21 protein-coding genes and 1 tRNA gene are annotated in these 21,530 nt (G+C 66.2%); 13 read left to right on the top strand and 9 right to left on the bottom strand.

The features are described 5' to 3' along the window. Window positions 1-105: 105 nt before the first annotated feature. Together HZR14_RS04345 and map are read right to left on the bottom strand one after the other, a co-directional pair. Window positions 106-2,016, bottom strand: a complete 1,911-nt coding sequence (locus HZR14_RS04345; protein WP_181691645.1) for a hybrid sensor histidine kinase/response regulator — start codon at window positions 2,014-2,016, stop codon at window positions 106-108. A gap of 317 nt (window positions 2,017-2,333) precedes the next feature. Continuing rightward, a complete protein-coding gene (map, locus tag HZR14_RS04340; RefSeq protein WP_181691644.1) occupies window positions 2,334-3,227 on the bottom strand; it encodes a type II methionyl aminopeptidase in 894 nt (297 codons plus the stop codon). 132 nt (window positions 3,228-3,359) lie between these two features. Here map and HZR14_RS04335 point away from each other — a divergent pair, with 132 nt between their 5' ends. Together HZR14_RS04335 and HZR14_RS04330 are read left to right on the top strand one after the other, a co-directional pair. After that, on the top strand, window positions 3,360-4,184 hold the full coding sequence (locus HZR14_RS04335; protein ID WP_181691762.1) for a DUF63 family protein: 825 nt from the start codon (window positions 3,360-3,362) through the stop codon (window positions 4,182-4,184). 60 nt (window positions 4,185-4,244) lie between these two features. Then, on the top strand, window positions 4,245-4,970 hold the full coding sequence (locus HZR14_RS04330) for a nucleoside phosphorylase (RefSeq protein WP_181691643.1): 726 nt from the start codon (window positions 4,245-4,247) through the stop codon (window positions 4,968-4,970). Between the two features lie 9 nt (window positions 4,971-4,979). On the opposite strand, the gene HZR14_RS04325 is transcribed toward HZR14_RS04330, so the two are convergent. Further along, window positions 4,980-6,176 (bottom strand): NAD-binding protein, encoded by a 1,197-nt coding sequence (locus tag HZR14_RS04325; protein ID WP_181691642.1) that lies wholly within the window; start codon window positions 6,174-6,176, stop codon window positions 4,980-4,982. A 91-nt stretch (window positions 6,177-6,267) separates the two neighbouring features. Between HZR14_RS04325 and HZR14_RS04320 the strand changes: the two genes are divergently transcribed. From HZR14_RS04320 to HZR14_RS04300, 5 genes are all read left to right on the top strand, one after another. Next, entirely contained in the window at window positions 6,268-7,479 is a 1,212-nt protein-coding gene (locus HZR14_RS04320) for a potassium channel family protein (protein WP_181691641.1), read from the top strand. Continuing rightward, window positions 7,476-8,732: a DUF8167 domain-containing protein gene (locus HZR14_RS04315; protein WP_181691640.1), complete on the top strand. Its 1,257-nt coding sequence runs from the start codon at window positions 7,476-7,478 to the stop codon at window positions 8,730-8,732. Before HZR14_RS04320 ends, HZR14_RS04315 begins: the two co-directional genes overlap by 4 nt. 62 nt (window positions 8,733-8,794) lie before the next feature. Then, a complete protein-coding gene (locus tag HZR14_RS04310) occupies window positions 8,795-9,130 on the top strand; it encodes a ferredoxin (RefSeq protein WP_181691639.1) in 336 nt (111 codons plus the stop codon). 83 nt (window positions 9,131-9,213) lie between these two features. Beyond that, a tRNA-Leu gene (locus tag HZR14_RS04305) sits at window positions 9,214-9,298 on the top strand. A 185-nt stretch (window positions 9,299-9,483) separates the two neighbouring features. Then, the gene (locus HZR14_RS04300) at window positions 9,484-9,930 is read left to right on the top strand and encodes an Hsp20/alpha crystallin family protein (protein WP_181691638.1); all 447 of its coding nucleotides are present in this window, start codon (window positions 9,484-9,486) and stop codon (window positions 9,928-9,930) included. 54 nt (window positions 9,931-9,984) lie between these two features. Here the strand turns inward: HZR14_RS04300 and HZR14_RS04295 are convergent, their stop codons facing one another. Both HZR14_RS04295 and HZR14_RS04290 read right to left on the bottom strand, forming a co-directional pair. Continuing rightward, the gene (locus HZR14_RS04295) at window positions 9,985-10,191 is read right to left on the bottom strand and encodes an HVO_2922 family protein (protein ID WP_181691637.1); all 207 of its coding nucleotides are present in this window, start codon (window positions 10,189-10,191) and stop codon (window positions 9,985-9,987) included. A 169-nt stretch (window positions 10,192-10,360) separates the two neighbouring features. Continuing rightward, window positions 10,361-10,789 (bottom strand): DUF2267 domain-containing protein, encoded by a 429-nt coding sequence (locus tag HZR14_RS04290; protein ID WP_181691636.1) that lies wholly within the window; start codon window positions 10,787-10,789, stop codon window positions 10,361-10,363. 102 nt (window positions 10,790-10,891) lie between these two features. Between HZR14_RS04290 and HZR14_RS04285 the strand changes: the two genes are divergently transcribed. Together HZR14_RS04285 and HZR14_RS04280 are read left to right on the top strand one after the other, a co-directional pair. Continuing rightward, on the top strand, window positions 10,892-11,536 hold the full coding sequence (locus HZR14_RS04285; RefSeq protein WP_181691635.1) for an HAD family hydrolase: 645 nt from the start codon (window positions 10,892-10,894) through the stop codon (window positions 11,534-11,536). A gap of 30 nt (window positions 11,537-11,566) precedes the next feature. Then, a complete protein-coding gene (locus HZR14_RS04280) occupies window positions 11,567-12,238 on the top strand; it encodes a metallophosphoesterase family protein (protein WP_181691634.1) in 672 nt (223 codons plus the stop codon). 292 nt (window positions 12,239-12,530) lie between these two features. Here the strand turns inward: HZR14_RS04280 and sod are convergent, their stop codons facing one another. The 4 genes from sod to HZR14_RS04260 all read right to left on the bottom strand — a co-directional run bounded on the left by sod (window position 12,531) and on the right by HZR14_RS04260 (window position 17,702). Then, window positions 12,531-13,136: a superoxide dismutase [Mn] gene (sod, locus tag HZR14_RS04275; protein ID WP_181691633.1), complete on the bottom strand. Its 606-nt coding sequence runs from the start codon at window positions 13,134-13,136 to the stop codon at window positions 12,531-12,533. 154 nt (window positions 13,137-13,290) lie between these two features. Continuing rightward, the gene (locus HZR14_RS04270) at window positions 13,291-14,697 is read right to left on the bottom strand and encodes a cryptochrome/photolyase family protein (protein ID WP_181691632.1); all 1,407 of its coding nucleotides are present in this window, start codon (window positions 14,695-14,697) and stop codon (window positions 13,291-13,293) included. 180 nt (window positions 14,698-14,877) lie between these two features. Next, window positions 14,878-15,813, bottom strand: a complete 936-nt coding sequence (locus tag HZR14_RS04265; RefSeq protein WP_181691631.1) for a thiamine pyrophosphate-dependent enzyme — start codon at window positions 15,811-15,813, stop codon at window positions 14,878-14,880. A 2-nt stretch (window positions 15,814-15,815) separates the two neighbouring features. After that, window positions 15,816-17,702 (bottom strand): 2-oxoacid:acceptor oxidoreductase subunit alpha, encoded by a 1,887-nt coding sequence (locus tag HZR14_RS04260; RefSeq protein ID WP_181691630.1) that lies wholly within the window; start codon window positions 17,700-17,702, stop codon window positions 15,816-15,818. Window positions 17,703-17,915: 213 nt separating this feature from the next. Between HZR14_RS04260 and HZR14_RS04255 the strand changes: the two genes are divergently transcribed. The 4 genes from HZR14_RS04255 to ahbB all read left to right on the top strand — a co-directional run bounded on the left by HZR14_RS04255 (window position 17,916) and on the right by ahbB (window position 21,529). Next, complete coding sequence (locus HZR14_RS04255; protein WP_181691629.1) at window positions 17,916-18,638, top strand: DICT sensory domain-containing protein; 723 nt, start codon at window positions 17,916-17,918, stop codon at window positions 18,636-18,638. Window positions 18,639-18,988: 350 nt separating this feature from the next. Then, the gene (locus HZR14_RS04250; protein WP_181691628.1) at window positions 18,989-19,387 is read left to right on the top strand and encodes an ArsR/SmtB family transcription factor; all 399 of its coding nucleotides are present in this window, start codon (window positions 18,989-18,991) and stop codon (window positions 19,385-19,387) included. After that, window positions 19,384-20,367: a permease gene (locus HZR14_RS04245; protein WP_181691627.1), complete on the top strand. Its 984-nt coding sequence runs from the start codon at window positions 19,384-19,386 to the stop codon at window positions 20,365-20,367. The genes HZR14_RS04250 and HZR14_RS04245 overlap by 4 nt, the downstream gene beginning before the upstream one ends. 103 nt (window positions 20,368-20,470) lie before the next feature. Further along, on the top strand, window positions 20,471-21,529 hold the full coding sequence (ahbB, locus tag HZR14_RS04240; RefSeq protein ID WP_181691626.1) for a siroheme decarboxylase subunit beta: 1,059 nt from the start codon (window positions 20,471-20,473) through the stop codon (window positions 21,527-21,529). Window position 21,530: the final 1 nt, after the last annotated feature.

Genomic DNA, 21,530 nt, shown 5'->3' with positions numbered 1-21,530 from the left:
CGCCTTCGGCGGCACAGCTGAACATCGTTATTTTATATACCGGCGAGCGAAGCGACCCGCAGTCCACGGTCCGTACGGACCGATCACGCGAGTGAACGGCTCCGGTCAGTCGGCGATACGCTCGACGCCGACGATCTCGAACCGCGCGCCGCCGTCGTTGCTCTCCCCCAGGCGGACGTCCCACCCGTGGGCGTCGGCCACCTGCTCGACGATACGTAATCCGAATCCCGTCCCGTCCTCGTCGGTGGAGTAGCCGGCCTCGAAGACGCTGTCGCGCTCGGTAGCCACGATTCCCGGCCCGTCGTCCTCGATGTAAAAACCGTCGTCCAGGACGCCGGCGGTAACGGTCACGTCCTTTCCGGCGTGTTCGAGCGCGTTGCGGAACAGGTTCTCGAGGAGCTGGCGCAGCCGGTCGACGTCGGCCTCGACCGTCGGGAGGCCCTCCGACCTCGACGGTGAGAGACGCAGTTCGGCATCGTCGCGGCCGTCGGCGGCGATCGTCCAGGCCGACTCGATCGCCTCCTCGAGGTCGACGGGGCCGGTCTCGCCGATGTTTCGGCCCTCGCGGGCGAGCCAGAGGACGTCCTGGATGATCCGTTTCATCCGGTCGAGCGCGTTCTCGATCGGCTCTATCTCCTCGCTGTTGCACTCCTCACGGAGAAGCGTCAGCCGTCCGCTAGCCACGTTGAGGGGGTTTCTGAGGTCGTGGCTGACGACACCCGCGAACTCCTCGAGGCGCTCGTTTTGCCGTTCGAGCTCTCGTTCACGGTCGCGGAGCAGCCCCTCGCGCGTTACGCGATCGAGCGCGACGGCGGCGTTCTCACACAGCACGGTCAACAGCCGGCGGTCGTACTCCTCGAAGGCGTCACGTTCCGTCGAGTCGGCGATCACGACGCCGTAGGTATCGAGCGGTGCGATGAGTTCGCTCCCGGCCGGCGTCGGCTCGTTTCGGACGTCGGGCTGTTCATCGAGATCGCTGTAGGCCCTCTGTGTACCGTCCTCGAAGCACTTCCAGGCGAGGCTGTCTCTGTCTAATACCGGTGGCTCGCCGATCGCCTCGTCGATCGTGTCGGTCCAAGCCACGGGCACCAACGCGTCCTGGTCGTCGTCGTAAAAATGAACGGTCGTGTTCGAAAGCCCGAGGAGGTCGGTCGCCGCGTCGGCGATGATGTCGGCGATGTCCTCGGCCGAATCGGCCGCGATCAGTTCCCGGGTCGTACGGTGGAGTGCGTTGATGGCGCGTTTGCGTCGTTTTCGCTCCGAGACGTCGCGAAGGACGCCGAGGGACCCTCGGAACTCGTCCCCGTCGTAGGGAAGCAGGCCCATGTGGTCCTCACAGACGATCGTCTCCCCGTCCTTCCGTCGGATCTGGATTTCGAACGTGACGCTGTCGGGACCGTCCGCGGAGAGCAGCCGGCGGAGTTGCTCCTCGCCGGTCTCGACGCCGGTCCCGTCCTTTATGATCTGGGGCCGTTCGCCGAGGATCTCCTCGCGTTCGTAGCCGACGAGATCGACCAACGCGTCGTTGACGTACGTAAACTGGCCCTCCTCGTCGAGGACGTAGACGGGGTCGTTGATCGCGCCGACGAAGGCGTCGAACCGCTTTCTGTCCCGTCGGTTCCGGGCCGCCCGCAGGTCGTGATCGATGCGCTTTGCGACGTACTCGTATACCTCCGAGTTGCCCTTTCGGACGTAACTCGACGCCCCGGCGTTGAGCGCGTCCGCCGCGATCTCCTCGCTGCCCGTCCCGGTCAGCAGGACGAACGGCGTCGGGGAATCGGGGAACCGATCCTGTATCGTCCGGAGGAGTTCGATCCCGTTCAGTCCGGGCAGTTCGTAGTCGCTCACGACGCAGTCGATGGCGCCGGGATCGCCCTGGAGGCGCTCGAGCGCGTCGTGGGCGTTCCGTTCGGTCAGGACCCGAAATCGGGGGTTCTCCCGTTCGAGGGACGCCGCCGTCGTTTGCAAAAACGACGGATCGTTGTCGACGCAGAGAACGCTGATGGAGTCGCTCATGATCCGCCAGTGCGGGTGTGGCGTCTACGACGCCGGTTACAGTCCATGTCGGTCACAGTCCGGATAGGCCCCCGTCACGATCGGTGATGAACGTACGGCCATATACGTCGTCCTATCGCTGGATCCAGTTGATTCTGTCGGTTCACGCCGATACCGGACGTGCTGTCCGATCGGGGTCACGCCGATACCGGACGTGCTGTCCGATCGGACGGGGACGCCCGCGGGGAGACGTGCCGGACGTGGAGACGTGTCGAACGGGGAGACGTGCCGGACGTGGAGACCTGTCGCGAGACCGGGTGATCAACGCGAGGACGGATTCACGGCGATCGTGTCGTCACTTCACAGCCGTCCTCGGTGACGATGATCGTGTGTTCTTTTTGGCTGACGAGACACCCGTCGTCCTCCTTTAGGACGGGGTAGCCGTGAACGACGTTCTGTCTGGTGAGCCGACGAAGCGCCATCTCCGCTCTGCGGGTGTCGATCCACCGCCGTGCGAAGGGCAGCGTCTTGAACTCCTCGACGATCTGCTCGAGTGCCTGTCTCGCATCACGGTTTCGGACGCTCGCCTCCTGTTCGAGCGCGAAGATCTCCTCGTCGGCCCCCTCGGTCACCTTGCCGCCGCCGTCGGTGGCGAAGGGTTCGATAGCGACCACGTCGCCGGCTTCGAGTTCGACGCCGGTCTCGACGGCCCGGTTCGGGATGTTCGGGTCGGTGTGTTGTTTCCAGTGGCCCAGACCGTGTCCCGAGAGATTGACGACGGGGTTGTAGCCGTACCCGTCGATGACGGCCTCGATCTCCGCACCGATCTCGCCGGTGTGAACGCCGGGTTCGACCACGTCGAGGGCGGCATCCAGCGCCTCGGCGGGCGCTTCGGCCAGTTCGGTGTGTCCGGAGAGATCGACGGTCACGGCCGTGTCGGCGAGCCAGCCGTCGACGTGGACGCCGATATCGAGGTTGATCATCTCCTCGCCGAACGTCGAGTCGTCGTCGGGGGCGGGGGTCGCGTGGGCGGCCTCCTCGTCGATGCTGATGTTGACGGGAAAGGCGGGTTCGCCGCCGAGTTCGCGGATCCGGTCTTCGGCGTACTCGGCGATTTCGAGGTGGCTTACGCCGACGTCGACGCGGTCGGCCGTCTCCTCGCGGACCTGCGCCAGGATGTCGCCGGCCTCGCGGTGTTTCTCGAACGCCTCGTCGGTGAGATCGACGCTCATGGGCCGACGTTCGGGGGGTCGAACAAAAGGAGTTGTGTTCGGCGGCGTCCGTTGGAGCCCCCTCGTGGGCGAGACGGCCACCCGACCTCGGGCGGACCGCAACGCTTTCGACCGCGCGGCTACCGGGTCGATATAGTGATACTCCCCGCCGACTTCGCGTTGCCCCCCGCCCCCTACCTCGTGGCGCTGGTGGTCGGGATGGCCACCGTTCTCGCGGCGCTGTATCGCCGCCGACCGCCGGTGACCGCGGCGACGGTGACCGCGCTCGCCCCGTGGATCGCCGGCGGCGGGGCGCTGTACGCCCTCTATCAGGCGCGGATCACCCCCGTTCGGTTCGCCCCTCTGTTCGGTTCGCCCGCGGTGTACGTCACCGTCGGGATCCTCGCCGGCGGGGTCTGGGCCGCCGTCAGCGGCCGTCCGGGCGACTCCTGGGAGCCGTCGGGAGCCCCGGCGATCCTCGCGGGATGTGGGAGCGCGCTCTTGCTCGCCGCCGTCTCGGCCGCGGCGCTCGGGGAAGCCTCCACGGCGGGCGGGGGATCGCCGTCCGTTTCGGCCGCTATCGCCGTCGTCTCCGTCGTCGTCACGGCGGGGGCGTGGGGCGCGTTACGATCGGTCCGGGACGTCCACGCGACCGGTACCGTGGGACTCCTCGCCGTCTTCGGACACACCCTCGACGGCGTCTCGACCGCGGTCGGCTACGACCTGCTCGGGTTCGGCGAACAGACCCCGCTCTCTCGGCTCATCATCGATGCCGGCGCGGCGTTGCCGACGGCCGACCTGATCGGTGCCGCGTGGCTCTTCGCCGCGGTGAAAGTCGCCCTCGGCGTCGCGGTCGTCGCCCTCTTCGAGGAGTACGTCCGCGCCGATCCGACGGAGGGATACGCGCTGCTCGGCCTGATCGTCGCCGTCGGACTCGGCCCCGGCTTTCACAACCTCGTGCTCTTTGCGATCGTCTAGGGCCGGGGGTTCCGAGCACCGACCCGACCGACTTTTTGTGTCCCCGGACGAGCGTCCAGCATGGTAAAACAGCCGCACCTGCTGGTCGAACCGGGCGATCTGGCGGACGTTGCGCTCGTGCCCGGTGATCCGGGGCGCGTCGATCGGATCGCAGACCGCTGTGAGGACGCCACGACCGTCGCCCAGAACCGCGAGTACAAGGTGGTCGCCGCGACCTACGGGGGCCGCGAGTTGACGATCTGTTCGACGGGGATCGGCTCGCCGTCGGCCGCCATCGCCGCCGAGGAACTGGCCGCCGTCGGCGTGGAGACGTTCGTTCGAGTCGGGACGACCGGGGCGCTCCAGCCCGACATCGAGATCGGCGACACCGTCGTCGCGACGGGCGCGGCGAAAGACGAGGGAACGACGAAGCGCTACGAGTCGACGGCCGTTCCGGCCGTCCCCGACTACGGGACCCTCTCGGCGCTCGTCGAATCGGCACAAACGCGTGACGCGCCGGTCCACGTCGGCCCGATCGCTACCGACGATGCCTTTTACGCCGAGAGTCCCGACTACGTCGAGGCGTGGTCCGAGGCCGGATTGCTCTGCGTGGAGATGGAGGCCGCCGCGCTGTTCACGCTGGCCCGCCGGAAGGGCCTCGCCGCGGGCGCGATCTGCACCGTCGACGGGAACCTCGTCGAGGGGACACAGAAAGGCGAAACCGACGGCGAGGAGCTCCCCGGGAAGGCGAAAAACAACGTCGAACGGGCGATCGACATCGCGCTCGACGCCACGACGAAGCTGTGACCGGCCGCGTCAGCCCCCGGCGTCACCCTCCCCGAGCAACTCGTTGAGAACGCGTTCGGGGTCGTCGTCGCCGAAGACGGACTCGACGAGGAGGTGCCCGCCCAGGACGGCCGGGCTCAACACGGCGTCCGCGCCGGCCCGCTTGAGCTTTCGGACGTTTTCGCGGTCGGTCGCGGCCGCAACGATCCGAAGGCCGGGGTTCAGCTCTCGGGCCGTCAGGGTCACCATCGCGTCCTCGGCGTCGTTGTTCGTTGCGACGATGAGCCCGCGGGCGCGTTCGATGTGAAGCCGCTGTAGTGGCTCCTCGTCGCTCGGGTCGGCGGTGACGACTTCGTGGCCGTGATCGCGGAGCCGCTTTGCGTCCTCGGGGTCGTCGACGACGACGACGGCGTCGTTGCCGCCCAGGCTCTCGAGGATCGGTTCGGTCAGGTCGCCATACCCGGTGACGATGTAGTGATTCTCCAACAGGTCGAGTTGTTTGTCGGTCATGTTTCCGAGTGCGGTCGCGAGACGGGCTTCGATCAGCGGGCCGAGCAGGGTCCCGAGGGCGACGCCGAAGCTGGCGACGCCGGTCAGGAGGACGGACATAGAAAAGAGGCGGCCGATCTGTGAGCTCGCGGTGATGTCGCCGTAGCCGACCGTCGAGGCGGTGACGAGCGTGAAATAGAACGCGTCGAGGACGGTATCGACCCGATCGAACTCCTCGCGGAGCGCGTACGTCCCGACGGTTCCATAGAGGTGGACGCCGAGGACCGCCGCGAGGGAGGCGAGTTGGGCCAACGACAGCTCGACGGCCCGGTCGAAATACTGTCGGTTCAAGACGACGACCGGCATCGCGAGCGCCGAAAGGACGACGAGCGGGAACGAAAGCAGACTCGACTGGGCGAGTCCCTGTAGGCCGGTAAGCGGGAGCAAAAGCGCCGCCGAGTACCACGCAACGTGGTATCCGCGACGGAGGCCGTAGACGCTTAGAAGCATCAAAAACCCCGTCATTGCGCCGGTGAACCCGGCCGTCCGGGCGACGACCTCGGGGACGAACGGTGCCAGCGGCCCGGACATCCCGGTCGCGCCGATGTTCACGATGCCGGTGACGACCGAGAGTACGGCGACGATCCCGGTCAACACGACGGCGACGCGGACCCGGAGCAGAGCCGAAGTACCGCCATCGGGTGGCGTGGGTCCGTCCGAGTCAGTCCTCGACAGCATCACGGCCGTCGGTTCCCGACCGAGCGATAATAAGCCATCGCTCGCCCGCAGCGCCGGTACTGGTATATAAACGGCCACCGAGAGGGGAGCTATGACGCAGGCGCTTCCCGTCGAGATCCTGTTCGGCATCTATCTCGGCGTCCTGACCGGGATGTTTCCCGCGCTCGTCTCCTGGGGGCTCGGGTTCATCTTCAAATACGTCACCGGCGTTTCGATTCCCGCCTTCGGTGTCGTCGTCCTCGCGCTGGCGCTCGCCGGGGTCAACGGTGGGTTGCTCGCGCTGAACGACCCCGACGTCGTCCGGTCGGGATACCGGATCATCGTCGCGTTGATCGTCGTGTTGATGATCTCGTTGTACGCCCACGCCAAGGGCGACGCCATGGGGGCGTCGGTGCCGAAGCGGTTCTCGTGGCACGAACTCCGCGATCGGACCCTCTCGAGCGACGTCGTCGAACGCGTCGGCTCCCGCGGCGAGGTCAAAATCGAGGTCGTCGGCGAGGTGGTCGACATGGAGGGGTATCCGCCGCTATCGGCGGATACGCGCACGGAGATCAAGACCGGCGAGTGGCGGCTGCCGGCTGACCTGCCGATCTCGGAGCTCGAAACCCGGTTTGCGGACCGACTCCGAACCGAACTCGACCTCGCCGACGTCTCGGTCACGATCGACGAGCGGGGACGGGCGGCCGTGATCGCGGCCCCGCCGCTGTCGGGGATCTCGAAGCGCGTCCCCGGCGGGAAACGCGCCGTCTCGGTCGAGGCGCTCGTCCCGACCGGGCTTGCCCGCGGCGACGAGGTCGCGGTGATCGCCGGCGACACGGAGGTACGGGGGACGGTCATCGCGGCGACATCGTCGCTAACGTGCGAGGGGTCGATCGAAACGGACGGCGGGACCGCGGAGAGCGTGGCCCCGTCGTCGACCGCCGCGCCGACGGCGACCGGCGGCGACGGCCGGGTCACCGTCGCCGTCGACCGCTCGAACGCCACCGCGCTGTTGGGCGTCACGCGGGCGGACGTCGTCGTCACGGCCCGCGGGACGCGCCGGGAGTTCGAGTTGATCTCGATGCTCCACCGCGCGGGCAAGCGCTTCCGGACGATGACGGTGAAGCCGTCGGGCGAACTCGCCGGCGAAACGATCGGTGGATCGAACGCCCGGGAGGCCTACGGCGTCGCGGTATTGGCCATCAAACGCCCCGACGGATGGCTCGTCGCCCCACGCGGCGGGACCGAGTTGCGCGCCGGCGACGAGCTGTTCGTCGCCGGTGAGCGTGCCGCGCTCGACGCCTTCGAGGGGGCGTTCGCGTGAGCCTCCTCACCTGGGGGGCCGCGATCGGCGGCGGCCTCGTCGTCGATATCGCCCGGACGGTCGTCCTCACGGCCACGGCCGTGATGACCGGCGTCCTCGTCGGTCTCGTCTACCGGTGGTACGCCGGCGAGCGCGTTTCCGACGGGCTGTCCCTCCTCGTCGGGCTGAGCGTCGTCGCGATCTATCTCAATACCGCCGGCGCGCTGGGGGAGGTGATCGGCGGCGAACTCGAACTGCTGGCACCCGAGGCGGTCGTGTTCAACACGATCACGTTCCTCGTCGCCGGCCTGGCGGCGGTCGGCGGCGGGCGAACCGGAGACCGGATCGGCGTCGGCCTCTTCGCCATCGCCGGACACGAGACTCTCGATCGGGACGTCAACCGGATCGTTCGGACCGTCGGCCGGGTAACGACGGTCCAGCTCCCGGACGAGATCGACGATATCGACGGTTACGACGCCGTCGGTGCCGCGACGAAGGGGAAGCTCTCCGGGCACGTGCTCGTGTTCCCCCGTCGGCTGACCGTCGACGAGCTCCGGACGCGGTTCGTCGAGCGGCTCCAAACCGACTACGGCGTCGGCCACGTCGACGTCGATGTCGCCGATGACGGGACGATCGAGTACCTGGCCTTGGGCGGCCGGGAGTCCGGTATCGGACCGACGCTCCCGCCGGGCAGCGCCGCGGTAGCCGTCAGGGCCGATCCGCCGAACAACGCCAGCCCCGGCGACTCAGTCCAGGTGTGGACCGGTCCCCCCGGACCGGACGCGGACCCGGAGACGGGGGCGTCCCCCCAGCGCGTGACGAACGCCGAGATCCGGGGGACTGCGGACGATATCGTGACGCTCGCGGTGGACGAGTCCGACGCGAAGCGCCTCGATGCGGATCGCCGATACCGGCTCGTGACGCTGCCGGTCGAACCGCGGGCCGACCGGGCCTTCGCCGCCCAACTCCGGACCGCCGCGGAGACGATGGGGGTCGTTTCGGTGGGCGAGGATAGCGTCCTCGTCGGGAATTCCGTCGGGGCACTCGACGTCGCGGTCGTCGCCATCGAGGCGGTCGACGGCGACATCGTGGCGATCCCGACACGGAACCGAGAGATCGGTGCCGGCGAGACGCTCTACGTGATCGCCAGGCCGGACCGAATGCGGAAACTGGAGGCCGCGGCGGTCGCGACGCCGGCCGGATCCGGGACCGACGCCGGCACTGGAGGCGACCCCGAGTCCGAGTCCGAGTCGGCGGACGCCACGAGGGGCTGAGCGCCGCGGGGTCCGTTTCGGTCATCCGTCAGAGCCAAATCCGACGCCCCCCGAAAGCCGGTATGGCCGAGGAACCCATCGATCCGAGCGAGATCGGCGAGGGGGACGCCCCGCCGGTCGAGGAGGCACCCTACAAGATCATCTTCGAGGCGAACAAGTGTATCGCGGCCGGCAAGTGTGCCGAGGTCTCGACCAACTGGGAGATGGACATCATGACCGAGATCGCAAAGCCGGACGTCTACTTCTTCGGCGAACCGGATCTCGAACACAACATCGCCGCCGCCGACGCGTGTCCGGCGAAGAAGGATCGCGGCGTGATCCACGTCGTCGACCGGCGGACGAGCGAGGAGATCGCGCCGGATCCGAACGGCGACGGGACCCTTTCGGTCGACTGGTGACCCAGCGAGCCCGCTTCGAGGCCGAGGACGTGCCGACCACCGACCGAAACACACATTCATCGCCACGCCGCAGTTCCGACCGCGCGAGGGTGGCCGAGCTTGGACAAAGGCGGCGGACTTAAGATCCGCTCCCGTAGGGGTCCGTGGGTTCGAATCCCTCCCCTCGCATGAGCGAAACGCCGCTCACCGCGTCGCGAGCGAATTCCTTTCGACACCGCAAACGGGGAGCAACACGATCCGTGAGCGGCGAACACGCATGTAGGCCGATCGAGCGATTCACCGTGACGGGTTTTCCAGCGCAGTGAAAACGAGAGAACGTTTCTTTGGGGACCGCACTGTAGGGGGAATCACAGATGAAAGAACCGACGAATCCGTTCAAGGACGTGACGCAGGTGTTCGAGCAGATGCAGAACGTGTTCGAAGAGATGGCAGAGAACGTTCAGGGCGGAGCGTTCGAGATGGAACCGTCGGTGGCGTCGATCAACGTCGATCTCGAGGACAGAGACGAGACGTTCGTGTTGACCGCGGAGCTTCCGGGGTTCGAAACGGACGACATCGACGTTCGGGTCGCCGATCGGACGCTCCGGCTGGAGGCCGAACACGAGGATGAATCCGAAGCGGAGTCCGAGGGGGAGTACCTCCGGCGCGAGCGCCGTCGGGCGGCCGTCGCCCGCTCGGTCCGGCTCCCGGGGGCCGTCGAGACGGACGACATCTCGGCCACGTACAACAACGGCATCCTGACGGTCGAGATGCCCAAAAGCGAACCGACCGAGCGGGGAAGCGAAATCGAGATCAACTGATGCGAACGGCTAGACCGGAATAACGGGGACCGACCCCACGGCGGAAGGTGGATCTCAATCCGACCCGTCGTTCGGATCTTCGACTGTTCTCACGTCGGCGTCCGGAGCGTTCTGTCGGACGCTCTCGAGACCCTGTTCACATTTTTGCCGGCTGGCGTACCCCTCCCCGCTGTCGGCGATGATGTTGCCGTTGTCGTGTACGAGCCGCCAGCGCCATTGTCCAGCCCGGTCCTCGTAGACCTCGAACGTCGCTTTCGACATAGCTCGACGGTTGACCCGGCAGATACTTTGATGTACCGGCGGGGCGGGCCAGTGTGGTTCGTTCCACGTTGCCGTTCGTCCGCTCTGTCATCCCACCGGACGTACATCCGTGGCGTCGGGACGGCTGACAGCGGAGCGACACCGACCCCACGTTGGGACCCGCGCCGATCTATTCGGCTCCGCGTTCCTCCCAGCCGCCGGCATCGACGACTTCGAAGAGCTGACCCCAGTCCTCCTCGTCCTCGCTTTCGGGAAGCAGGTCCCGCAGTTGCTCGAAGTCGGACTCCGGGACCAGTTCGCATACGAGGTCGACGATGACGCGGGCGTGGTAGGCCGCCGTCGCCGGGTCGGTCTTCTCGATCTCGCTGACCCGGTCGACGAACTCCGCCCAACCGAAGCGCTGGCCGTGTTCGTGGACCGCTCCGCTCGGGTACCACTTGATCTCCATCGGGAGCGAGGCGGCGAGATCCTCGGCGTTCCCCTCCGGGATGCGTTGGCCAAGCGTCAGTAGCGTCGCACGGATCGCCCGCACCGCCTCGCCGGTTCCGGGCAGTTCGAGTCGGTGTTGTACCTGGCCGGTACATTCGTCGAAGTTCATACGGGAGCGACATCGAAGCACGCGACGTTAACGGGGGTGGGGGTTTCCCATGCCATGATAACGAGCGACAAGCTGACTCTATCGAATGAACAACCGGTATATATGACGCTCGTCGCATTCGGCTTCGACGGGACGCTTATCGGGTCGGACCTCGCAGTCCTTCTGGGACGGGAGCACGGCGTGGAAAACGAGATCCAGGGGCTTGCAGAACAGGGGCCTCGAGGCGAAGTATCGCTCGATACGACGCTCTGCCAGCGGGGTTCGCTTCTCGAAGGGATGCCGAAAGCGCGGGTCGACGCCGCCTTCGATCGGTGTGCGCTGCGGGACGGTGTCGCCGATCTGATCGCCGACCTGCGTCGGTCGGACGTATCGGTCGCAATCGTCACCGGAAGTTTCGAGCGAGGCGTCGAGGCGGTGCTCGAACGGGCGGGTGTGGCGGCCGATCACGTGGTCGCAAACCGTCTCGTGATGGAACGGGGAGCGCTGACCGGCGACGTCGAGGGGGCGCTGTTCAACCGGGGAAGGGGTCAGGTACTCGAGGAACTCGCCGCAATCGAAGGGGTAGCCCTCGGAGGGACGTTCGCGGTCGGAAGCGGAGCCACGGATCTCCCGATGTTCTACGTCGCCGGGACGGCCATCGGCTTCGATCCGGATCCGGTCGTCGAGGACTGCTGTGACGTCGTCGTACCGTCCATCCGCAAGCTACGGCTGCATTTCGAACAACGCGGTGTCGCTTCTGGCCCGTAATTTAATGCTCCGAGCGCCTAACGGGCGGCCATGAAGGTCGGTCTCATATCGGACGTCCACGCGAACCTCCCGGCGCTGGAGGCCGTGCTCGCGGACCTCCCCGACGTCGACCGGACCGTCTGTGCCGGCGACGTCGTCGGGTACAACCCGTGGCCGGCCGCCTGTGTCGATCGGATCCGCTCCGTGGCGTCGGTGACCGTGCGGGGGAATCACGATCGGATGGTCGATACCCCACACCGATACGTACACAACGAGATGGCCCACGCCGGACTCGAGTACGCCGAGGAGACCCTCTCCACCGAACAGCGCGAGTGGCTCCGAACGCGTCCCGAGCGGGTCACCGTCGCCGACGGCGCATACCTGTTAACACACAGCCATCCGGATCCGAAACGCAGGGATTCCTACGTATACCCCGAGGGGTTCGCGGACCTACGCCCCCATCTGGAGGAGTACGACGGACTGATCCTCGGACACACACACATCCAACACGGAACGACGGTGGACGGCCGGGTCGTCGTCAATCCCGGTAGCGTCGGCCAGCCCCGTGATGGCGATCCCGAGGCGGCCTATGCGGTCCTCGATACGGCGGAGCACACGGTCGAACTCCGCCGAACCGCGTACGATATCGATCGCGTGAAGCGGAAGATCGCTACCGAAGGGCTCCCAACGGAGACCGGGGAGCGACTCGCTCAGGGTCGCTGACGGATCTCGGGTCGTTGCTGACGGATCTCGGGTCGTGATCGAACGGCCGGAAACGTCCCGAGTCGTGACCCGGTGTATCCCGAGTCGTGACCCGGCGTGTCCCGAGTCGTGACCCGGCGTGTCCCGAGTCGTGACCCGGCGTGTCCCGAGTCGTGACCCGGTGTATCCCGAGTCGTGACCCGGCGTGTCCCGAGTCGTGACCCGGTGTATCCCGAGTCGTGACCCGGCCTACGGGGACGCCCACGCGGAGCTATGTCGATATCGCAAAAAACGTCGATGGTCGGACTACGGTCTATTGTTGAATCGCGTGTTCGTACTGTTCGGCGACGTTGTCCCAGTCGACGACATCGAAGAAGGCGTCGATGAAACTCCCGCGGTCGGGACCGTAATCGTAGTAATAGGAGTGCTCCCACACGTCGAGCGCGAGGATGGGATGGCTGCCCCAGAGTGCGCCCTGGTCGTGTTTGTCGACGACGAGGTTGCGCAGTTGGTCGGAGACCGGATCGTACACGAGCAGCGCCCAGCCGCCCGCTTCGCCGGCGGCGGCCTCGAACTCGCCCTTCCAGCCCTCGTAGGAGCCGAAGTCCTCCTCGATGCGGTCGGCGAGGTCACCGTCCGGCTCGCCGCCACCGTTGGGGTCCATGTTCTCCCAAAACAGCGTATGGAGGTAGTGTCCGGAGCCGTTGTGGGTTACGTTCCGGATCGCGGCACCGGAGCCACCGAACTCGCCGGCTTCGCGGTTCTCGGCGAGGGTCTCCTCGGCGGCCGAGAGCCCGTTGACGTAGCCCTGATGGTGGGTGTCGTGATGCCACGTCAGGACCTGCTCGGAGATGGACGGTTCGAGGGCGTCGTAGTCGTACGGGAGCGGCGGCAGTTCTGGGTTGGAGTGTTCGGGCATTTATATCGACCTCTCATACAAGTACACTCCCGCGACCACATTAAAGCTTCATACAGGTATGATATCATACCACTATATGGTGGGTGGCGGTGGCCGTGGCGGCGCGGGAGTAACGGGGCGTCAAGGGGAAGGCCTCGCGAGGGCGGGGAGGACGTCAATCCGATTCGCCGCGTGCCCGTTCGAACATCGACAACGCCTCCTCGCGGCGCTCTCCGTGCTCGACGACGGGCTCGGGGTACTCGGGGGCGGCGTTTGCGCGTTCGGTCGGCGTCAGTTCCTGCCACGAGTGGATCACGTCGGGGGCGACTCCGCGCAGTTCGGGCACGTAGGCGCGTACGTACTCGGCGTCGGGATCGTAGCGTTCGCCCTGGGTCATCGGGTTGAAGATCCGGAAGTACGGCTGTGCGTCGGTCCCGGTCGACGCCGCCCACTGCCACCCGCCGTTGTCGTTGGCGGTGTCGTGGTCGACGAGGCGTTCACGGAAGTGGTCGTAGCCGTATCGCCAATCGATACGCAGGTCCTTTGTCAGGAACGAGGCGACGATCATCCGAACGCGGTTGTGCATGTACGCCTCCGCGAGCAGCTGTCGCATCCCGGCGTCGACGATCGGATAGCCGGTCTCGCCGCGCTTCCAGGCCGAAAGCAGGTCGTCGTCGTTCTCCCACTCGATCGGGTTCTCGTACTGTTTGTAGTTCGACGTCACGACCTCGGGATTGAAATAGAGGACGTGGGTGTAGAACGCCCGCCAGGCGAGTTGGGACCGGAACTCGGCGACCGACTCGCGGCGTTCGCCGGCCGCCCCCTCGAGGGCCGCTCTGACCCGCCCGTCGACCTCGCGGATCCCGATCGTTCCGAACTTCAGATGCGCCGAGAGCCGGGAGGTAGCCTCCTCGGCGGGGTAATCGCGTGCCTCCGCGTATCGGTAGACGTCCGCGTCCAGAAACGACGCCAGGAGGCGTCTCGCGGCCTCGGTTCCCGCGGGGGGCACGTCGGCGTCGGGCGGCTCGAACCCGAGTGCCGACAGCGTCGGGATCGACTCCCGGTCGCCCTCCCCGCCGACACCGTCGGCCGCGGCCACGGGCGGAACGTCGCGGGGCTCGTCCTTCTCGCGATCGCGCCACTTCCGCCCGAAGTACGTAAACACCGAGTAGGGATCGCCCGCGTTCGTCGTGATCGAGCCGGGCTCGTGACAGACCGCATCGTGGAACGTCTGGGGGGTCGCCTCGACGTCTTCGAGCGCCGTCTTCACCGCCCCGTCCCGTTCTCTCGCGAGCCCGGAGTAATCGCGGTTCCACGAGACGAACTCGACGTCGAGGGCCGCCGCGAGCTCGGGGACGGCCGTGGCCGGATCGCCGTGCCGGACGAGCAACTCGGAGCCGCGTTCGCGGTAGGATTCGCGGAGCTTTCCGAGCGCGTCGAGCATGAACGCCACCCGAGGTGCGCCCGCGTGCTTCAGTATCGCCCTGTCGAAGACGAACAGTCCGATCGGCCGGTCCGGGGCGTCCGCCAGGCCGCGGTTGTCCGCGAGTCGGAGGTCCCGCCGGTGCCAGTGGAGTCGCATTACGCCCCCAGTCGCCGGGCGGGTGCCTAAAGCTCCGGGTGGCCGCCGTGTTCTGCTGGTTCGACGGCGGCCGGGCGCGGGCGCTCGGCCCGGAAGCGCATCAAAAACGAACGCGTGGGACTGATGTCGAACGAACGCGTGGGACTGATGTCGAACGAACGCGTGGGACTGATGTCGACGTTACCTGTGGGCGTCCAGCATATCGTAGCAGCGTTCCCACTCGTAATCGTCGTCGTGGTACCGTTCGGCGAGCGGCTCCTCCGGCATCTCGCCGATCTCCTGTTTCTCCTGGGTGTAGGAGAGACGGCCCTCCTGTTGGTAGTACCGACCGGTCAGCACCTCGCCGTCGTGGAGTGCCAACTCGGTATCGTAGATTACCTCCGCGGCTTCTTGACGGTTCGAGATGTCGAACTCGTAGTCCTCGTTTTGCTGGATGTCGATGTAGGGGACGTACTGTTTGGCGTCCTTGTTCCAGGTCGGACACTGCGTGAGGAAATCGATGTGTGAGAACCCGTCGTGTTGGATGGCCTCGACGAGGATCTCCTGGGCCTGGTTGGGGTTGACCGCGGCGGTCCGAGCGACGTAGGAGGACCCAGCGGTGAGCGACATCGACAGCGGTCGGACGGGGTCCTTCGCGGAGCCGTGCGGTTGGGTCTTCGATTTGTGACCCTTGGGGCTCGTCGGCGACGTCTGGCCCTTCGTGAGCCCGAAGATCTCGTTGTTGAACACGATGTACGTGATGTCGTGGTTCTCGCGGGCCGTATGGGTGAAGTGGTTGCCGCCGATCCCGTAGCCGTCGCCGTCGCCGCCCGCCGCGACGACCTCGAGTTCGGGGTTTGCGAGCTTCGCCGCCCGCGCGACCGGTAACGCCCGGCCGTGTAGCGTATGGAAGCCGTAGCTGTCGAAGTAGCTGTTGAGCTTCCCCGAACAGCCGATTCCGGTCACGAGCAGGATCTCCTCGGGATCCTTGCCGAGTTCGGACATCGCGCCCTTCAGCGCCTTCAGAACGCTGAAGTCACCACAGCCGGGACACCACGTCGCCTGTGGCTCGATGCCCGGCGTGTACTCCTCTCGGTCAACCTCCCGATCCGCGTCGATTGCGTTGAATGCACTCATGATTAATCACCTGCCGCGGGGACGAATCGCGTCGTCGCCGCCGGCTCGTCCCCTTCGAGGATCGATCTAAACCCGTCGACGACCTCCTGCGGCTCGAACGGGTTGCCGTTGTACTTCAGAAGGCTGTGCATCTTCGGGCCGAAGCGGCCCAACTCCCGCTGGACGAGTCCTCGGAACTGACCGCTCGCGGTCATCTCGACCACGAGACACTCCTCGACGGACTCGAGGAACTCGGTCACTTCCGACTCGGGGAACGGCATCAGATCGGAGACACCCATCGCCTTCACGCTGTAGCCGGCGTCGTTCAGTTCGTCGACCGCCTCCTCGACGGTGCCCTGTTGACTGCCGAACGTCATGATTCCGTAGGTCGCGTCCTCGGGGCCGCGAACGGTCTGGTGGCTGTCTTCGGACTCGTTGAACTCGGAACGGATCGAGTCGTGTTTGCCGAGCCGTCGATTCACCTGGGCGATCCGGTTGTCGGGATCCTCGTTGATGTGTCCCTGCGGGGTGTGCTCGTTGCTCTCCGCGAGGAAGCGACCGCCCTTCTGGCCCGGAATCGACCGCGGCGAGACGCCTTTCTCGCCGGGGTCGTGCTGGTACCGGTTGAACTTCCCGGAGGAGTGGTGGGCGGCTTCGGCGAGTTCCTCCTCGGTGAGCGTCGCGCCGAGATCCGGTGCGGGTTCGCGGTCGAAGAAGGACTCGTCGACGTTTCTGAGCTCCCCTCCGATCTTCTGATCGTAGAGGACGATCGCCGGTACGTGGTAGTCGTAGGCGATCTCGAAGGCGGCCCTCGTCTGTTCGTACGCCTCCTCGACGTTACCGGGGGCGAAGACCACTCGGGTCGAGTCGCCCTGGCTCGCATAGAGGACGTGCTCGAGGTCGCTTTGTTCGGGCTTCGTCGGCATCCCGGTCGCGGGGCCTGCCCGCATCGCCTCGACGAAGACGACCGGCGTCTCGGTCATCTCGGCCAGCCCGAGCGGTTCGGTCATGAGCGAGAAGCCGCCGCCGGACGAACCGGACATCGACTTCACGCCGGCGTGTGACGCGCCGAGCGCGAGCGCGGCCGCGGCGATCTCGTCTTCGACCTGCTCTGAGATCCCCCCGAGCTCCGGGAGGTAGTTGCTCATGAGGCTGAACACTTCCGTCCACGGCGTCATCGGGTATCCGGAGATGAACCGACAGCCCGCGTCGATCGCGCCGTAGGCGATGGCGTTGCTCCCGGAGAGCAACACCTGATCCTCGTCGTGTTCGCCCGTCGGCATCCGGAGATCGTGGGTAAACTCCGTCTCCTTGACGTCCTCGTAGGCGTCCTCGAGGATTTCGAGGTTCGTCTCCAGGACGTCCCCCGACATCGCATCCGACATCAGGTCCTGGATGTGATCGAGATCGTACTCCAAGAGCGCGGCGGTCGCGCCGACGCCGGCGGTGTTGCGCATCACCTCCCGGCCCTTCTCGCGGGCACGGGCGCGGAGGTCGAGGGGATAGACGTGCCAGTCGTTCTCCTCGACGCGCTCCTCGAAGTCCGGAATCTCGTCGATGTCGATGAGTCCCTCGTCGTAGACGATGACGCCGCCTTCGCGGAGCTCGTCGAGGTTCTCGCGGATCGGCTTCATCTCCTCGTCCCCGTAGTAGGCGTCCTCCTGGGGGTTTCTGGCGAAGGAGTCACCCAGCGCGAGGAGGCAGTTATAGCCGTCGCCTCTGGATTTCACCGGCTCCGGCGACGCTCTGACCTCGACGTAGGTGTGGCCGCCGCGGATGCGGGACGGATAGTGTCTGTGTGTGAAAACGTACAGCCCCGATCGCATCAGGGCCTTCGCGAAATTCTGGCTCGTCGAGTCGATTCCGTCGCCGGAACCGCCCGCGATTCGCCAGATGATTTCATCGGTCATTGGGTATCACTGCGCCCACCGAGGGCGTTACACTCCCTTCAGACGCCCACGATAAAAGTATTTGCTACACGTTGTCACACATTATTCATGATATAAGTGTATTAATAAGGTCCCATTATATGACTCCCGAATACGCGATCGTTTCGGTAGCCGTCGGAGTCCGACGGAGGCCACAGGCTTATTAGGGACAGTGTCATGGGTTTCCCTGAAGCGATGTCCCTCACCGAACTCATCGCGGGGGTCGAAGACCACGAAAAAACGCTCACGGTCTTCAACGCCGGCGAGGAGACCATCGAGACCCTCCGAGAGCAGTTCCACGATCGGAACGTCTCGGTCTCCGGCGAGCACACGCCGAGCGGGAGGCCGGCGGCGTTCACCGTTTTGGCCGACGGAGACGAGTTCGTCGCCGCCGCCGACATCGAGAGCGTCCTCGCCGACGACGAGGAAGTCGAACCGAACTTCGAGGGCGAGGCGTACCGCCCGATCCTCGATCACCTCGACGAGACGATGTTCACCTCCTACGACATCGAACAGATGGTCGCGGCCTCGAGGGAGATCGAGGACCGCGCCTGGCGGATCGGGAAGGGAACGCTCCGGTCGGGCTTTCAGCGGCTCTCGATCCTCTCCGGACAGATGGACATCTACGAGCAACTGGCCCAGAAGGGTAGCCTCGACGTCCACGCCTACGCCGTGCCCGACGCCGACGTCCCCGAACACGAAACCGACCTCACGATCCACGTCGAACGGAGCGACGAGATCGAGCGGTCGTGGTTCGTCGCCTACGACGGGGCCGGCGTCGATGTCAACAAGTGTGCGCTCCTAGCGGAGGAGCGCGAACCCCGGTCGTTCTACGGCTTCTGGACGTACGATCCCTCGACGGTCGATTGGATCCTCGACCACCTCGAATCGACGTACGGTCTCCTCGAGCCCCAGTGACGTTGTCGGATAGACGTTCGCAGTGATCTACAGGTTGAGTGGGGCGAGTGCCTCGGGGCTTGATGTGACGCGTACCGCAGAACGGGAATGCGGACATTTTCGACGGATACGTCGACGGTGTGAGCGGCCGGATCGAACGGACCCACCGTTCGTACGTAGCCCGCCGCGGTCACGTGTCAACCCGGCCGGTGGGTACCGTCGACAGGTTCAAGTGATATCGAAATATATCGATATGTATGTCACTGCTCAGACGGCTGTTCGGGTCGGATACCGAGGAAAAAGGCGACGGAAGCGACTGTTGCTGTGATGTGCAGATCGAGGACGTCGAATCCGACGAGGGCTGATCGAGGATGTCCGATTCATCCGCGGACGGCGTTGACGGTCGCACGGAGTCGGCCAGCGGGACACTCCGGCGACTCGGGGGCGAGGGCCACTGCGAGGAGGCGTTCCCGGCGAGCCGTCGGACCGACGAGGCGGCTATCGCCGAGGAGCTGTCGGTGTTCAAGGCGTTGGCGAACGAAAAGCGTCTCCGGATCGTCGAGGCGCTCCGGGACGGTGAGCTGTGTGCCTGTGAGCTGGAGACGGTCCTCGACGCCCCCCAGTCGACGGTCGCCTCGCACCTCTCGCGGCTGCGGGAGGTCGGGATCGTCAGTACCCGAAAGGAGGGAAAGTGGACGTATTACCGGATCGCGGATACGGCGAGCCTCCAGTTGCTCGCGCTGGCCGCGGCGCTGGGTGATTCACCGTGATTCCGCCGGGATACGAGGCCGCGTTGCTCGATTCGTGGGACTACTTTCTGCACCTGGCGATAGTCCTCACGCCGCTTTTCATCGGGGCCTCTTTCCTCGTCGGCCTCGCCCAGGAGTATCTTCCACCCGAACGCGTCGAGGCGATGTTGCGCACGCGGGACCACGGAAGCGGGAACGTCCTCGCGGCCGGACTCGGGGCTGTGACGCCGTTTTGTTCGTGTTCGACGGTTCCCGTCCTCGCCGGGCTGCTGGGCGCTGGCGCACCCATCGGGATGTCGTTTTCGTTCCTGCTCGCCTCGCCGATCGTCAACTGGATCGCCGTGTTCTTGCTGTTCGGGCTCTTCGGCGCGAACGTGACGGTCGCGTACGTCCTCACGGCGCTCACCGCGGCGGTCGTCGGTGGGCTCGTCATCGGCACGCTCGACCTCGACGGGTACGTCAAGGACGTCCGGATCACCGCCGGCGGACGCGAAATCACCACTGACGGCGGGGCGGCGGTCGAGGGCGGGGCGGCGGCCGCCTGTGGTTGTGACGACACGACCCAGTCGAAGACACACCGCGAACGGGTCGCCGACGCGGGCGGGGGCGCGCTCTCTTTTTTCCGGGACACGCTGCCGTACATCGCCGTCGGCATCGCCATCGGCGCGCTGATCCACGGGGCGGTGCCCGCGTCGTTCCTCCAGCGGATCGCCGGCCCCGAGAACCCGCTTGCGACCCCGCTCGCGGCGCTCGCCGGCGCGCCGATCTACGTGAGCATCAGCGGAATGCTCCCGATCGCCCACTCGCTGACCGAACAGGGTATTCCGATCGGGACGGTCATCGCGTTCGTGATCGGCGGTGCGGGAATCAGCATCCCGAACCTGATTCTGTTGAACAAACTCTTCGAACGGCGGCTGCTCGCCATCTACGCGACGACCGTCGTCGTGACCGGGATCGCTGTCGGCGTCCTGTTCAACACCGTCCTCGCCGGCGTGGTGTGAGCCGAGAAAGCGACGTACTTCCCTCGCCGACTGTCGGGGGCGGGCCGTCCCCGCGTCGGGAGCGAGCGAGGGGCTTATTTCGGGGACGCCCTATTGACGGATAATGAGCGAAACCGCCGGATTGGACCGGATCGACCGCGCCGTCGTCAACGCCTATCAGGGCGGCTTTCCGGTCGTCGAACGCCCCTTCGAGCCGGCTGCGGCGGCTCTCCGTGACCGTGGCGTGGACGTGACCGCAGCGGAGCTCCTCGATCGGATCCGGTCGCTCGACGAGGAGGGCGTGCTGACGCGGTTTGGGGCCTTGATAAACGCCGCCGAGATCGGCGGGGCCGCGACGCTCGTCGCGATGCACGCCCCCGAGGACCGCTTCGAGGAGGTCGCAAATCTGGTCAACGCCCACCGCGAGGTCGCCCACAACTACCGGCGCGAGCACCCGCATTTGAACATGTGGTTCGTCGTCTCGGTCGCCGACGCCGACGCCGTCGGCCGGGTGCTCGGGGAGATCGAAGCCGAGACCGGACAGGAGACGTACAACCTCCCGAAACGACGGGAGTTCCGCGTCGAAGCGAAGTTCCTGCTCGACGGGCCGATCCCCGAGGGGGATCTCGATCTCTCGGGACTCGGTCCGGACGTCGATCCGGCCGCGGACGGAGCATTAACGCCCGACGAACGGGATCTCGTCGTCGAGATACAGGGCGGGCTGCCGGTCACCGAGACCCCCTACGCCGACGTCGCCGGGACGCTCGGGGTCGATGTCGAGTGGGTGCTCCGGACGATACAGCGGTTCGACGGGGAGGGGAAGATCCGACGCGTCGGCGTCGTCCCGAACCATTACGCGCTCGGCTACACGGAAAACGGGATGACCGTCTGGGACGTCCCCGACGAGAAACTCGACGTCGTGGGCCCCGAGGTCGCGGCTCTCGATTTCGTCACTCACTGTTATGAACGCCCGAGACACGAGGGAGTGTGGCCGTACAACTTCTTTGCGATGACGCACGGCCGAAGCGAGGCCGAGAGCGAGCGACGGATCCGGGAGGTCAAAGCCACGATGGACGACCACTGGGACGTCGGTGCGGACGAGTGGGACTCGCTGTTCTCGACTGAGATCCTCAAGAAAACGGGCATCCGACTCGACGAGCGCGCCGACGCCAACACACGATAGC

The sequence above is a fragment of the Natronomonas salinimetallica genome, assembly GCF_013839515.1.
Lineage (GTDB): Archaea > Halobacteriota > Halobacteria > Halobacteriales > Haloarculaceae > Natronomonas.
The sequence above is the reverse complement of the archived record's forward strand: the minus strand, read 5'-3'. Positions and strand labels throughout refer to the sequence as shown.